Consider the following 14,280-nt stretch of genomic DNA (forward strand, 5'->3'; position numbering starts at 1 on the left):
GGTAATCCCCCCGCAAAAGCGATGGGGTCAGAAGTAGAATTTTCTCGTTGAGGAGTTCTACCGCATGAAGAAGTCGAGATTTACGGATAGCCAGATCATTGAAGCCATCAAGCGCGTAGAGGCTGGTCTTGCCGTTCCTGAGCTGTGTCGAGAGCTGGGCATCAGCTCGGCGACGTTCTACAAGTGGCGATCGAAGTACGGCGGCATGGACGTATCGCTGATGGCGCGCATGAAGGAGCTGGAGGCCGAGAACGCCCGGCTGCGCAAGATGTACGTCGAAGAGAAGCTCAAGGCCGAGATCGTGGCGGAGGCGCTAGAAAAAAAGTGGTGAGGCCATCTCGCCGCCGCGAGATGGCCCGACATGCCGTGCAAGATCGCGGCGTATCGATCCGGATGGCTTGCGAGGCGTTCAGCATTAGCCAGACCTGCTATCGGTACGTCGCCAAGACCGACGCCGAGAACGAGGAGATCGCAAACTGGCTGCTTCGCCTGACGGACAACCACCGCACCTGGGGCTTTGGGCTGTGCTTTCTGTACCTGCGGAATGTCCGCGGCTTCCAGTGGAACCACAAGCGTGTGTACCGGATCTATCGCGAGCTCGAACTGAACCTGCGTATCAAACCGCGCAAACGGCTGGTTCGGCAGACGCCCGAGCCGTTGACGGTACCGACCCAGGTCAACCAGGTGTGGTCGATGGACTTCATGCATGACCAACTTGCCGATGGACGTAGCATCCGAGTGCTGAACGTGATCGACGACTTTAACCGCGAGGCGCTGGGCATCGAAGTCGACTTCTCGCTGCCTTCGGAGCGTGTGATTCGCACGCTCAAGCAGATCATTGGCTGGCGAGGAAAGCCCTTGGCCATTCGGTGCGATAACGGTCCCGAATACCTGAGCGCGGCAATTGTCGATTGGGCCGGGGCATGGGGCATAAAGCTCGAATACATCCAGCCGGGCAAGCCCCAACAGAATGCCTACGTCGAACGGTTCAACAGGACCGTGCGCTACGAATGGCTGTCCCAATATCATTGGGACGATCTGGACCATGTACAACGCGTCGCCACGCAGTGGATGTGGTCCTACAATCACGAGCGCCCAAATATGGCTCTGGGCGGATTTACCCCAAAACAGCGGCTCGCCATGGCCGCGTAGCCTTCCTACTTCTGGCAATTGCTATAAATGGGGGGATTACCCGAATACCTGAGCGCGGCAATTGTCGATTGGGCCGGGGCATGGGGCATAAAGCTCGAATACATCCAGCCGGGCAAGCCCCAACAGAATGCCTACGTCGAACGGTTCAACAGGACCGTGCGCTACGAATGGCTGTCCCAATATCATTGGGACGATCTGGACCATGTACAACGCGTCGCCACGCAGTGGATGTGGTCCTACAATCACGAGCGCCCAAATATGGCTCTGGGCGGATTTACCCCAAAACAGCGGCTCGCCATGGCCGCGTAGCCTTCCTACTTCTGGCAATTGCTATAAATGGGGGGATTACCGAGAAGCTCGTGGCGGCGAAGGCCGCAGGTGCGACGGGCGTCGTCGACGCGCGCTCGCCCGACCTTGCCGCTGCAATATCGAAAGTTGCAGACCTACCCGTCTTTGGGGTCGTCGACTTCGTAGGCTCGTCGGAGACTGCGAACGCGTCGATGTCGGTGCTGTCCCGCGGGGGTATCTATGTACCGGTCGGCCTATATGGCGGCGAGATTACGCTGCAGCTTCCGCTATTCATTCTTCGCGCTATCACCATCCTGGGGAGTTATACCGGGAGCCAGAGTGAGTTGAAGGAGTTGATCGAACTGGCGAAATCCGGCGCGCTGCAGCCGATTCCGATCGAGCATGTACCACACGCCGACCCCAACACCGCCTTGGATCGCGTGCGAGCGGGCGCAGTTACGGGGCGTCTTGTGCTGGATGCTGGCATGGCGGTGCCTGCACACTGATTCCCCGCATCGGCACACGTCGGCGGCCGGCCAAGCATGCCGCAATTGTCATCCCCAAGGTCGGCATTGGGCGCCGGCCTGCCCCTTTGCGACGGGGCGGGATGACGGCCATTTGCGCCGGAAGGCCTTCGGATGCCGACAAACGACGCATACCGGCGTTGACTGATTGGCCGGCCGCTAGGTTACAACTGGCCTCGAAGATGGGGCGGCTCGGAATTCCTGACTTGCGTCGGGTGGAGGGCGACAGACGCCACCGACGAATGATCGGGCTCGGTTTTGTTGAGCCGAGTAAGAGCGGGTGCGAAATTGGCGGCAATCACGCGGCCTGTTGATACTTCTACTGTCATAACGGTGACAGATTCAATACGGTCTACGCCAGGCTCTCCGAGAAAATTCTTCACGCCAGTGGATAGGTCTAAGCGTGCGCAGCAGCATGGAGCGGAGTAGGGATCACGGAGAAAGGCGTCGTCGACCAGGCGATCACCGGTGATCAACGCTCCGGCCTCCATCCTTGATTGCGCGTCAGAAGACTGAAGGACCAGTAGGTGAGGGACGTGGTTTGGTTGGTCGTAGTTGTGCTGTCAGCGATGCTCGTTGTGGGATATCGCAATGAACCGCCAGCCACTTTCGGCATTTGGCCTAGAACGGCTCGGAAACGACGCTTATGAAAATGAGCGGCTTTTCATGCATCCCCTGAAGGCGGGATATACCGGTGGGTACAATCGGCCTGCGGTAACGCGGATGCCATCATTCTCCAGCGATTGCGACAGTGACAGCAAGGCCTCGTTGTCGCACGACGAGGGGGATTGGTGTACTTCTGTCGATGAGATGCCAACTGACCTGCGGATTGCCGGAGCAGCATAATTTGAACGCGCATTGCACTACTGCCTGATCATGCATGAGGTGTGGTAGCGGCGCGCGCGTTCCTCCTGTCCGACCATCAAGAGCGCATGGACAATCGCCGGGTCTCGTCAGGCAACTCATCTAAATCGTCTCGTGTGCAGTGACACCGGCTCCCTCCACGCCCACAGATAGCCTAACGCGCCGATATGGGCTAGGTAGGCCGCTCGAAGGGCAATCCCCTGCAGCATCGATCCCCAGCACGCCAATCCGTAGGCATCACCCACAACAACCCATGCGTCTCGCTGCTCTGCCAGTACGAGCATTTCAGCGTGGTGCCATGTCGCCATTCACGCTTAACACGTTGTTGGTCACAAGTGTTGCGATCGATCTGGGTAGCACTTGAAGTTCGCGCGGAATTTAGTGCTTGTGCGGGGCCTCGAGTCTAGACCAAGTTGGGGCCGCACCGCATGCCTCGACTATGCACCGTGCGTTAGCTGCGTGTAACCGCTGTTTGAACCGCGTATGACGTGAGCCCTTTGAGTGCGCCGGTGCACCAACCAGCTTTTTCTTCTCCAGTCATAAATTCCATTTTAATTCCGCTAATTCCGTTTTAAATTGCATCGAACGAATGCGCTTAATAAGCCTCTTTGCATATGAATGTGGCTATACTAGCGCGCAATCAGCTCTTGACTTACCAGTCAACTGTCAGTAACGTTCATTGCATAAGTCGATGTTCCATTTTAGTTTGATACGTGAAATCTTGGGGCATCTCTTGTGGTGGCGGCAAGTTGCCGCTGTTTATCGGCCAGTTCCGTTGCAGAACTGGCGGCTTCACATTTGGGTTTAGGAACGTATGCTTGCAAAAGGAACTTTCTCAAATAAAGTCTTCTTCATCACAGGCGCTGGGACCGGGATCGGACGTGGCTTCGCTTTGCGCGCCGCCGAACTTGGAGCGACAGTTGTCGCCGCCGGTCGCCGAGGAACGTTGCTGGATGATGTAGTGGCCTCCATCCACGCTGCAGGCGGTAGGGCAATCCCCTGCGTGGTTGACATCAGGGACCCAAACAGCGTCCAGCAGTCAATTGATGGGGTCGTCGAACAGTTGGGCACTATCGACGTGCTTATAAACAATGCGGCTGGGAACTTCGTTGCGCGTGCCGAGGACATCTCTCCAAATGGATGGAACGCAGTAATTGGAACCGTTCTCAACGGCTCGGCCTACTGCGCACTAGCTGCAGGCAAACACATGCTGGGCCAACGGAGTGGGAAGATCCTGAGCATCTCCGCCGCGTATGCCTGGTATGGTGGCCCGGGCACGGCTCACTCAGCGGCAGCCAAGGCAGGTGTTATCGCGTTGTCGCAATCGCTAGCTGTCGAATGGGGCGACCGCAACGTTCAGGTTAATTGCTTGTGCCCTGGCTTCGTCGACACTGAGCAATCGCGCGCTGCCCTCTGGCCGACGCCTGAGGGACGCGAGCGCATCCTGTCCACCATCCCCGCTGGAAGGTTCGAGACGCTGGAGGAAACAGTGGAATGCGGGCTTTTCCTTTGCTCCCCGGCTGCAAACTACATCACTGGGGAAGTCCTGGTAGCCGACGGTGGTCAATGGCTCAACAAGGGGGTTTTTGTGCTTCCTGCTCCCAACACCCGCTATCAAAAGGTTTAGGAGACAAGAAATGCAAGCACGTGAATTCAAAGTCGAAATCGACAATGGTATCGCTACGGTTACCTTCAATTGGCCGAACGCGGCCAACGCAATGGGGACCACATATTCCTCTGACTTTTCCAAGATTCTGGACCGCATTGAACAGGATGAGAACATTAGATGCGTCGTACTGACTGGCGCGGGGAAAGTCTTCAATGGTGGCGGCGATTTAAAAGAGCTCATGAGTCCAGATCCAACTGAAATGGAGTCGGAATTCAAGCTATTGAGAGATTACAATAAGATTACAAAGCGTCTTTACTACTTTGACATTCCTGTTATTGCTGCGCTAAACGGTCCCGCCATTGGTGGAGGCGTCGGGATCGCATTAGCCTGCGATTTCGCCATCGCGAGCGAAACCGCGCGCTATGATCTCGCATTTCACAAACTGGGATTGTCGGCTGCTGATGTCGGCGTTCCTTGGCTGTTGACACGAGCAATTGGTGCACCGCTGGCGAACTACCACATCCTAACAACCGGATCTATCGACTCGATCCTCGGCAAAAAACTTGGATTATTCGCAGAAGTCGTTCCGCAAGACGATCTTCTAAATGCAGCAATGGTCGCGGCCCGCCGAATCGCCAGTGCACCGGGACCCACCGTGCGCATTTCAAAACTTTCTCTAAGGCGAGGAGTGGACATGGATTTTGCAGCCAATCTGGAGGTTGAAGCTTATATGCAAAGCTATGCATTTCGCTCTGAAGGGCACAAAAAGATCATTGGTGAGTACCGTAGGAAAATTAGCAAATCATCTGGAAACTGAAGTGCCTGGGTAAAAAGTAAAACAGAAATGAGCATCCCCAGCCCGCCCGTGCCTAGGGGATGCCAACAGAAAGTCATTACTGAAGGCGAGTTAGGAGACACGTATGCTCTTGCAGTCCGGTACCACGGCTGTGGGCGGCTTTGGTCGTCCACTGAATGGGATGTCTTACGTAGAAGGAGCCACCGACGTACCGCTATCACAAAAAACAATTCCACAACTTCTAAAGGATACCGTATCGTCATACGGACATCATGAGGCAGTAATATTTCCAGAGCTAAATATTAGATGGACTTGGCAACAATTCTCGGATCAAATTGATTTACTTGCAGTCGGTTTGAAATCACTTGGGCTAACTAAAGGCGATAGAGTTGGAATTTGGTCGCCAAATCGCCCGGAATGGCTGCTCACTCAATTCGCCACTGCTCGGCTGGGAGTAATTCTCGTTAGCATAAACCCAGCATATCGAACGTCTGAACTGGAGTATGCGCTTAATCTGGTCGGGTGCAAGGCTTTGGTCGTTGCCGAGCGATTCAAAAAAAACAGATTATTTGTCAATTATTCTAGATCTGGCGCCTGAATTGCATACTCATACTCATGCTCAGGAGCAGCTACATGCCGCGCGATTACCGAGCCTGCGTTGGGTAATTAGACTGGGTGAAGAAAATCATCAGGAATGATGAATTTTAGCGATGTAATTGCTAATAGTTCAGCATCAATTGCGCCGGATCTCGACGAAGTATCTGAGAATTTAAGTTGCAATGATCAAATAAATATACAATTTACGAGCGGTACAACAGGATCTCCGAAAGGAGCAACGTTAAGTCACCGCAATGTCGTCAACAATGCTAGATATGTTGGCGCCGCAATGCGTCTGTCACCATCGGACAAAGTCTGCATTCCTGTTCCGCTATATCACTGCTTCGGAATGGTTCTATCCGTTCTGGCATGCGCATCTGTTGGGGCGTGCATGGTCTTTCCTGGTGAGGGATTTGAAGCCGCTACAACGTTGGTTGCCGCGTCGACTGAGCGTTGTACCGTGCTCCACGGCGTACCAACTATGTTCATCGCACAGTTGGAGCATCCAGACTTTCGCAGCTTTGACCTTTCTAGGCTACGTACTGGGATCATGGGCGGCGCCCCATGTCCAGTGGAAATAATGAAAAGGGTCATGGAAGAAATGCATATGCAAGAAATCACATGTGCTTTCGGAATGACGGAGACAAGTCCTGTTTCATTTCAATCTGCGGTTGATGATCCTTTCGAAAGACGCGTTTCCACGGTTGGAAGAATTCAAGCCCAGCTTCAGTGCAAGATTGTTGACCATTCTGGGGAGATCGTTCCAATAGGAGCTACGGGTGAACTATGGATTCGCGGATATTCCGTAATGAATGGATATTGGAATGATGAAGAGCGGACAAAAGAATCCATCGTCGACGGATGGATGCGGACAGGAGATCTTGCAATAATAGATAGTGAAGGTTATTGCAGTATTGTCGGAAGAATAAAAGACATGCTTATCCGTGGGGGTGAAAATATCTACCCTCGTGAAATAGAAGAATTTCTTTTCACGAACCCAAAAATACAGTCGGTTCAAGTATTTGGGGTGCCTGATAAAAAGTATGGCGAGGAGATATGTGCGTGGATCATTCTAAAGCCAGGATTCGGTGCCTCTGAGGAAGATATTAGGTCTTTTTGCAGGGATAAAATTTCGCATTATAAAATTCCAAAATATATAAGATTTGTATCTGAAATGCCTATGACAGTTACTGGAAAAATTCAGAAACATGTAATGCGAGAAATTATGTGTGGAATTTTAGGAAATAGGACGAATACCTAATTTTATATTTTTGAAGAAACTCCATTTTATTGAACGACCATGACATTCCTTCAAAGTCTTGATTTTTCGTTGGGCGAAGACATCGATATGCTCCGCGAAAGTGTGCGTAGTTGGGCCGAGGCAGAGCTTGCTCCACGAGCTGCTGAGATTGATCGCACCGACCAGTTCCCCATGGACGCCTGGAGAAAGATGGGTGAATTGGGTGTACTTGGAATCACCGTATCCGAAGAATATGGTGGTGCGAACATGGGATATTTGGCCCACATGATTGCCGTTGAGGAGATTAGTCGAGCGTCCGCATCTGTTGGTGCGTCATATGGTGCGCATTCGAATCTCTGCATAAATCAAATCTATCGAAACGGAACTTCCGACCAAAAGGGTAAATATCTTCCAAAGCTAGTTTCCGGAGAATGGATTGGTGCCTTGGCAATGAGTGAACCCGGCGCAGGATCTGATGTCGTCAGTATGAGGCTTAGCGCAGTACGCAAGGGCGATGCATTTGTGCTCAATGGGACAAAGATGTGGATCACGAATGGCCCAGACTGCGATGTCCTAGTTGTCTATGCGAAGACGAACCCTGCCCTGGGTGCGCGCGGCATGACAGCTTTCATTGTCGAGAAAGGCATGAAGGGCTTCTCAGTCGCGCAAAAGCTCGACAAATTGGGGATGCGCGGATCTCATACCGGCGAGCTGGTCTTTGAAGATGTGGAGGTGCCGATCGAGAATATTCTCGGTGGCGAGAATTGCGGGGCGAAGGTTTTGATGAGCGGGTTGGACTACGAGCGCGCGGTGTTGGGTGCAGCGCCAGTCGGCATCATGCAAGCGTGCATGGATGTGGTCATTCCTTATGTGCATGATCGAAAGCAGTTCGGCAAGAGCATCGGTGAATTTCAACTGATTCAGTCGAAGATTGCCGATATGTACACGACGCTACAGGCTTCACGAAGCTACCTTTACTCTTTGGGGAAAAATCTTGATCGCCTCGGGTCTGAGCATGTGCGACGCGTTCGAAAGGACTGTGCTGCAATTATTCTGTTTACAGCAGAAAAGGCAACCTGGATGGCGGGAGAATCCGTACAGATTTTTGGTGGCAATGGATACATTAACGATTACCCTGTAGGTCGTTTCTGGCGGGACGCAAAGCTACACGAAATTGGAGCAGGAACTTCGGAAATTCGCCGAGTGCTCATCGGCCGAGAATTGTATGATGAGACGGCATAGCAGTTATCTAGCTACTGTGATGCTATAAGGAACTGTGAATTTTATGTTCTCGAAAAGGATGAGGGTCGAAATTAAAGAGTCTCATCCTTTGTTTTGGTGATATTCCTGGCTTTCGGGTCGGGCCCGCCAGAAGAAGCGCCGCAGTTTGTAAAGCTATATGCCTGATCCTTAATCAGGCCGAAGGGTGCGCCAGCAAACGTGGCCACATCCAGTTTCAGGAGAGCTCGAGTGGCCGCGCGACGCGTGCGGGTATGTGGATGGCGGAATGTGAAAAAGGTGGGTACGGGGCGCTCGGAAACTTAGCGGACCTGGCTAAGTCCCCTGCCGCGGAGCGGACCACGCGCGATCGCCGTCGGACCCCCGGCAGCATGGGGGTGCGCGGGAACAATTGCTATGGCGTCATCAAAGTGCGCCCGCCGTTGACGCGATCCTGTCCATTCGAGTCAAGCGCGGTCGACCACGGGCCCACCATTAGCCACTGCGATCGTGGATATGGTTACGATGAGTGCCTACGAGAATTTCACTTCACGCCACGCGCATTGCCACAGAGTTAGTCCGTCGCGGTGCACATCTCGGGTGGATCTCAGCAAGACACGTTCGACTTATAGAGCGCACCGTGCGTGGGTGAAAAACCTTGCGATTGCACGTGTGCTTCGAACGCCGTGTGACCTTCCAGATGGCCAACCTAACAATTTCCGGCTACCGGCACCTCCGGAAGTCACTCTGCTCGTACTTCTAAAGGTTGCGAAGACTGCATCAGCCACCCGTGCATCCTGGATCTGATCGGCACAAACTGCGTCCCAGGTCGCTGGGTGAGCTCTGAGATCGTTATGCTATGAAGGGTGCCTGATGAAATGGTTACTCTAACTATTTTGTATGTGCTCTTTCACGACACCCGCCGGCGAATTTCGGAGCGGGTATCGGTATTTCCATCAACCTTTCACCCAGGTCTACGCGAGACGCATTCAGAACTTGTGTCGAATCCCAACAGCCGCGCCGAATATGGAGTTCTGGCCATTGGCCAGCGCGTAGCTGTTGCCAAGGGAAAGGCTAGTGGCGTACGTGGTCACCAGAGATTCCATTGTGAGGCCCGCATTCTTGGCGTAGGCCGTGGTCAGGTAGACATCGGTTGCTTCGAGAAGGCGCAACGAAGGCAATCTGCCACGGGTTGGCAACGTGCGTGTCGCCAAACAGACTTTTTATGTTGTCGTAGTTATACTCGAGCGTTAGGCCGATGGCCGGGGTGACCTGGTAGTTGGCACCGATCTAGTAGTAGTCGTCACGCTGGATCGGCACGTCTGCCGCGTTCTTTTGCTGGCCCCAACGGTAGCCGCCCATGATCTTTGCCGGGCGATACGCGTAGATTGCGGCAACCGACGCCTTCTTAACGGTGCCGTTGCGGGTACGGATGGTCGGATTCCACTAATCGTAGCCTACGGTTGCGCCAAACGGGCCTGCACCGTACGCCACTGCCGCACCGTAGCCCGTGTCACGTCGGAACTGGCCCGGGACTTCGCCGTTGCCGCCGATAGGCGTTGCTACGCCAACCGTCGCAGGCAACGCCACGCCAGTTCCGAACGACTAGTGAGCCGCTGCCGTGATCGGGCCAAACGTGCCCGTGTACTTGATGGTGTTGTCTTCGCGGTAGTTGGGGGCCTTGCTGCAGTACGACAGGCTCATACTGGGTTGATTAGGCGGTCGGCGAGAAGTTGGCCAAGGCGTCGAACATCGAGACGTACTGGCGGCCGAGGGTGAACCGCCCAATGCTGTCGCTTTCCAGACCCACGAACGACTGGCGACCAAACAGGCGGTCGCTTTGCTGGAGGTTGCCGCTGTCGCTGCAGAAGCCCGCTCTCAAGCACGAACACGGCCCTTACGCCGCCGCCGAGATCCTCCGTGCCACGCAACTACCTGCATCGCCAGTGGCTACGACGTCAGTGCTGCGATGGCCACTTTCCTCAGCAGGTCGCGACAACAGAGCGCGCATGTGGAAGAAGTGAACGCAGTCTGGCGAAGACTGGAGACTCAATCGCGCCAGGTCGCCAAATACGCAGAACACGTGTCCCGATTCTGTGAGAATCAGGACACGCGCGGCAGGATCTTTGCCTACCCGGGGATTAGCGCGGCGAACTTAGTAAGCTGATATACGTGGAAAAAGCAGATTCGGGATGGAAATGTCGTCAGGCTTGAGCGTGACAATCAGGCCATCCGGGTCCATACGTGTATAGTTTCACATCCGAACGACGCTCCTCTGCTAGGCCCCTATCCATTTGGGGGCCCGCTTTTCTGCGAAGGCAAGGGGGCCTTCGATCGCATCGCGACTACTGTAGACGCGTTCGTGGTAGCGTTTGGCCTCTTCGAAGCCGCGTTCGCAACCTAGATCCATGGCGGAAAGGACGCTCTTTTTGGCAGCCCAGACGGTCAGCGGGGCATTGTCTCGAATCGTGGAAGCAAGGACTTTTGCTCGCGTCCTTACCGCATCCGCAGATTCCTCGACATAGTTCACAAAGCCGAGTTGGTGGAAGCGATCGATCGGGTGTAGGTCGCCGGAAAGCGTCAACTCGAGCAGGAATGGTTGCGGCAACATCCAAAGAATCGGAACTGCCCAGGGGGACCCTCGTCCGACTTTCGCCTCCGAGATGCCGCCCATCGTGCCTGCCATCCCGACTCGCAGGTCACTATTTGCCGCGAGTACCATGCCACCAGCCGTGAAGTGACCTGTCATTGCTGCAATGATGGGCTTTTCCACGCGCCGCATCCTCTGATGGAATGGATCGCTCAGCATTTCAAGCATGTCCTTCCCTTCTTCGGCCCGTACCTTTGCCGCCTCCTTCAAGTCCATGCCGGCAGAAAAAGTGCCGCAGTCGGAGGAGGTCAAGATTGCGACGCGGATGTCGTCATTGCGGTCCACTTCATCCCATAGTTCGCGGAGACGATTGCAAACGAAAATAGACAAGGCGTTGCGCTGTGAGGGACGATTGATGGTAATTGTTGCTATGCCATCCTCAACGCTGAAAAGAACGGATAAATCAGAATTATGATCGATCATTTTAAATCATTCCGGTTGAATGCCAGCTTTCCTCACGATTTCCGCGTAGTGCTGCCGTTCTGAAATGGTGAAATCTTGGAACGCAGCTGGCGACATCGGCTTCATCAGTTCATAGCCGATTCCATCGATTTGTTTCTGCACCTCGGCGTCGGCCATGATGGCCGTCACCTCGCGATTGAGGCGTGCAATGATGTCGTTTGGGGTTCCAGCAGGAGCAAATAAACCGGCCCAGTTTCCGATCTGAAAGCCAGGGAGACTATCGCTGACGGAGGGAACGTCGGGGAGTTTAGAAGACCGGTTCGGGGTCACAGCTAGCGGCCTAAGCTTGCCGGATCGGATGTGCGGAAGTCCTGTCGCAAAGTCAATAAACATCATTTGCGTTTGCCCCGCAAGCAATTCGGAAACCGCTTGTGGGTACGTTTTATAGGGAACGGCCGTAATGGCGGTCCCTGTCATGACGCGAAAGGTGCTTCCGGTAATCCGAGTAGTGCTGTTTGCATAAGGGAAAGCGATTTGATCGGGATGCGACTTGGCATACTGAATCAGCTCACTAACGGATTTCACAGGCAAAGACGGGTTAACAACCAGAACGTGAGGAACTCCGCCGACCACTGCGATTGCAGAAAAATCCTTGCTTGGATTATATGGAATTCGTTTAAACAAAAACTGATTAGCAATCTGTGTCGTATTTGTCGAAAATAAGAGAGTGTATCCGTCCGCGGTAGACTTAGCCACGGTATCCGTGCCAATGATGCCGGAAGCACCGGGCTTGTTGTCAACAATGAAAGCCTGCTTTAGACGCGTGCTGAGCGCCGTAGTAATAATGCGCGCCAGAGCGTCTGTGGGGCTGCCAGCAGCAAAGGGCATGACTACCCTTACCGGCTTTGATGGATAGCTTTCGGCTAGTGAAGAGGAGGCAGCAGTGAAGGAAATAATGATTCCAAATACGATTGTAAGTATCGATCGCATTTTAGTCTCCAATATAAGTTTTAATTTATAAATTTTCACGAGATCGAAATTGGACGGCTCTTGACCATCCGCAATGGTGAATATGTTGCCACCAACTCGCCACGTTGGTTCATTACCTTATTGGCGGTGCGCATGAGACCACGCCCTGGCTTGCTGGTGCTGCGCGTTTCAATAACTTCGCATTCGACGTGAATCGTGTCACCAGCCGTAGTCGGGCGACAAATTTTTAGATCTGCTTCTAAGAATGCCATTCCTGTGCGCTGCATTGTGCTTTGCATTAGTAGTCCTTCGGCGAGGCAAAACACAAGCGATCCCGGTGCGGGGCGTGACCCAATCACTGAAACCTCGCGAACGTACTCGAGATTTGTAAACATTTCTTCGACCATGCCGGTGATCCCAGCAAATAGAGTGATGTCAGTGTCGGTAATAGTTCGGCCTAGTGTGCGAAACTTGTAACCAACTTCGACATCGTCCCAATGAAATCCGGTTCCGACAATGTCGATTCCATTCTTGTCTTTTTGAGTGGTGGCTTTGTTCATGAGATCTCCAATTTGTACGGATGAAAGAAAAATATATTGAGACTAGATAATTCCATTCTGTGCAAGGGAATGAATATGGAGTTCTTCTACGCCGATCGAACGCAAAACCTCTTGAGTGTGCTGACCCAGTACGGGAGGACTACTCGTCGGCGGCAGCGATTGACCATCCATCACAATAGGATTTCTTATCGAAGGCACGGGCCCATATTTGGGATGTGGAAACTCGAGCTGCATCCCTCTGGCAATGACGTGAGGGTCTTCGAATACTCTATCTATTGAATTGATCGGACCGCATGGAACTCCTGCTTGCTCTAGCAGAGTGACCCATTCTGAAACCGTCCGCATTACAGTAATCGCGGTAAGCCATTCATTTAGCGCGACTCGATTTTCGACTCGTGCGCGAATCGTGGAAAACTGAGACTCAAATGCCCGGTGCGGCTCTCCAATTGCTTCGCATAGCCGTCGGAATTGAACATCGTTTCCGACGGCCAGAATGATGTGTCCATCTAGGGCGGGATAAACTTGATATGGCGCAATATTAGGGTGCCCGGAACCCATACGTACTGGAGCGGTGCCAGTGGCGAGGTAGTTCAGGCCTTGGTTTGCAAGTGTGCCAACTTGACAATCGAGCAAACTAATGTCGATGTGCTGGCCAACGCCTTCTGAGTCACGTTTTCTTAGTGCCGCAAGAATTGCGACAGTCGCATACATTCCAGTAAGAAGGTCCGCCACCGCTACGCCGACTCTTTGAGGGCCTCCGCCAGGTAGCTCATCCTTTTCGCCGGTTACGCTCATGAGCCCGCCCATCCCTTGAATAAGATAGTCGTATCCGGCTCGATCCTTATAGGGGCCAAACTGACCAAATCCCGTGACGGAACAATATACAAGTCGAGGGTTAATCTTGCGCAGCGACTCAAAGTCCAAACCATATTTCGCGAGTGTCCCAACCTTGTAGTTTTCTACCAGGACATCGGCCCGCGCCACCAGTAGGCGCATCAGTTCTTGACCTTCTGCGGTCGTGAAATCAATCGTAACGGATCGCTTTCCGCGATTGCAGCACATGAAGTACGCGGCATCTCCCGATTCTCCCGTGCGTTGATCATGGAAGAACGGGGGGCCCATGTGCCGCGTGTCATCTCCAGAACCCGGCTTCTCTACCTTAATGACGTCTGCGCCGAGGTCAGCCAGATTCTGTGTGGCCCATGGACCGGCCAAGATCCTAGAGAGGTCGAGAACCGTGAGGTTTGAGAGAGCATTTGACATGAGACTTCCTAAGCAACTTCTCAGGGCGCACTCCAGCTGCGGCTGCTGGTTGTATGGCCTGCCGTTAATTAAAATGGAACACAAGCTATTGAAGCGAAATGTAAGATGAAAGCAGGCTCGCGTCAAGTCTTCGTTTGACAGATAGATC

General features: G+C 53.4%; 10 protein-coding genes and 3 pseudogenes. 8 read left to right on the forward strand and 5 right to left on the reverse strand.

Annotated features, from left to right (window positions below):
- The first annotated feature begins 64 nt into the window (after window positions 1-64).
- The 8 genes and pseudogenes from D9X30_RS22560 to D9X30_RS22595 all read left to right on the forward strand — a co-directional run bounded on the left by D9X30_RS22560 (window position 65) and on the right by D9X30_RS22595 (window position 8,312).
- Window positions 65-1,152 (forward strand): IS3 family transposase gene (locus D9X30_RS22560; protein WP_153950439.1). Its coding sequence is split into 2 segments (ribosomal slippage): window positions 65-317 and window positions 317-1,152, totalling 1,089 coding nucleotides; the frame shifts between segments, so codons are not numbered across the junction.
- A 39-nt stretch (window positions 1,153-1,191) separates the two neighbouring features.
- Window positions 1,192-1,461 (forward strand): annotated as a pseudogene (locus tag D9X30_RS22565) (transposase); the annotation flags it as partial.
- A 50-nt stretch (window positions 1,462-1,511) separates the two neighbouring features.
- Complete coding sequence (locus D9X30_RS22570) at window positions 1,512-1,946, forward strand: zinc-binding dehydrogenase (RefSeq protein ID WP_194946587.1); 435 nt, start codon at window positions 1,512-1,514, stop codon at window positions 1,944-1,946.
- Between the two features lie 609 nt (window positions 1,947-2,555).
- Window positions 2,556-2,810 (forward strand): hypothetical protein, encoded by a 255-nt coding sequence (locus D9X30_RS22575; protein ID WP_153949609.1) that lies wholly within the window; start codon window positions 2,556-2,558, stop codon window positions 2,808-2,810.
- Window positions 2,811-3,642: 832 nt separating this feature from the next.
- The gene (locus D9X30_RS22580; protein ID WP_153949608.1) at window positions 3,643-4,455 is read left to right on the forward strand and encodes an SDR family oxidoreductase; all 813 of its coding nucleotides are present in this window, start codon (window positions 3,643-3,645) and stop codon (window positions 4,453-4,455) included.
- 10 nt (window positions 4,456-4,465) lie between these two features.
- Complete coding sequence (locus tag D9X30_RS22585; protein WP_153949607.1) at window positions 4,466-5,254, forward strand: enoyl-CoA hydratase/isomerase family protein; 789 nt, start codon at window positions 4,466-4,468, stop codon at window positions 5,252-5,254.
- Window positions 5,255-5,357: 103 nt separating this feature from the next.
- Window positions 5,358-7,091: pseudogene (locus D9X30_RS22590) on the forward strand (AMP-binding protein).
- Between the two features lie 39 nt (window positions 7,092-7,130).
- Window positions 7,131-8,312: an isovaleryl-CoA dehydrogenase gene (locus D9X30_RS22595; protein WP_153949606.1), complete on the forward strand. Its 1,182-nt coding sequence runs from the start codon at window positions 7,131-7,133 to the stop codon at window positions 8,310-8,312.
- Between the two features lie 965 nt (window positions 8,313-9,277).
- Here the strand turns inward: D9X30_RS22595 and D9X30_RS22600 are convergent.
- The 5 genes and pseudogenes from D9X30_RS22600 to D9X30_RS22620 all read right to left on the reverse strand — a co-directional run.
- A pseudogene (locus tag D9X30_RS22600) lies at window positions 9,278-10,219 on the reverse strand (porin); the annotation flags it as partial.
- Between the two features lie 347 nt (window positions 10,220-10,566).
- Window positions 10,567-11,361 (reverse strand): enoyl-CoA hydratase/isomerase family protein, encoded by a 795-nt coding sequence (locus D9X30_RS22605; RefSeq protein ID WP_153949605.1) that lies wholly within the window; start codon window positions 11,359-11,361, stop codon window positions 10,567-10,569.
- Between the two features lie 6 nt (window positions 11,362-11,367).
- Window positions 11,368-12,330, reverse strand: coding sequence for a Bug family tripartite tricarboxylate transporter substrate binding protein (locus D9X30_RS22610; RefSeq protein WP_153949604.1), 963 nt, complete (start codon window positions 12,328-12,330; stop codon window positions 11,368-11,370).
- Window positions 12,331-12,365: 35 nt separating this feature from the next.
- On the reverse strand, window positions 12,366-12,869 hold the full coding sequence (locus tag D9X30_RS22615; RefSeq protein ID WP_153949603.1) for an FAS1-like dehydratase domain-containing protein: 504 nt from the start codon (window positions 12,867-12,869) through the stop codon (window positions 12,366-12,368).
- A 42-nt stretch (window positions 12,870-12,911) separates the two neighbouring features.
- The gene (locus D9X30_RS22620; protein ID WP_153949602.1) at window positions 12,912-14,132 is read right to left on the reverse strand and encodes a CaiB/BaiF CoA transferase family protein; all 1,221 of its coding nucleotides are present in this window, start codon (window positions 14,130-14,132) and stop codon (window positions 12,912-12,914) included.
- Window positions 14,133-14,280 lie beyond the last annotated feature (148 nt).

This window comes from Cupriavidus sp. U2 (genome assembly GCF_009663685.2).
Lineage (GTDB): Bacteria > Pseudomonadota > Gammaproteobacteria > Burkholderiales > Burkholderiaceae > Cupriavidus > Cupriavidus necator_C.

Bases quoted from the DNA above. Each gene is read 5' to 3' on its own strand.
- D9X30_RS22575 (WP_153949609.1), top strand. From the start codon at position 2,556: ATGAACCGCCAGCCACTTTCGGCATTTGGCCTAGAACGGCTCGGAAAC.
- D9X30_RS22580 (WP_153949608.1), top strand. From the start codon at position 3,643: ATGCTTGCAAAAGGAACTTTCTCAAATAAAGTCTTCTTCATCACAGGC.
- D9X30_RS22585 (WP_153949607.1), top strand. From the start codon at position 4,466: ATGCAAGCACGTGAATTCAAAGTCGAAATCGACAATGGTATCGCTACG.
- D9X30_RS22595 (WP_153949606.1), top strand. From the start codon at position 7,131: ATGACATTCCTTCAAAGTCTTGATTTTTCGTTGGGCGAAGACATCGAT.
- D9X30_RS22605 (WP_153949605.1), bottom strand. From the start codon at position 11,361: ATGATCGATCATAATTCTGATTTATCCGTTCTTTTCAGCGTTGAGGAT.
- D9X30_RS22610 (WP_153949604.1), bottom strand. From the start codon at position 12,330: ATGCGATCGATACTTACAATCGTATTTGGAATCATTATTTCCTTCACT.
- D9X30_RS22615 (WP_153949603.1), bottom strand. From the start codon at position 12,869: ATGAACAAAGCCACCACTCAAAAAGACAAGAATGGAATCGACATTGTC.
- D9X30_RS22620 (WP_153949602.1), bottom strand. From the start codon at position 14,132: ATGTCAAATGCTCTCTCAAACCTCACGGTTCTCGACCTCTCTAGGATC.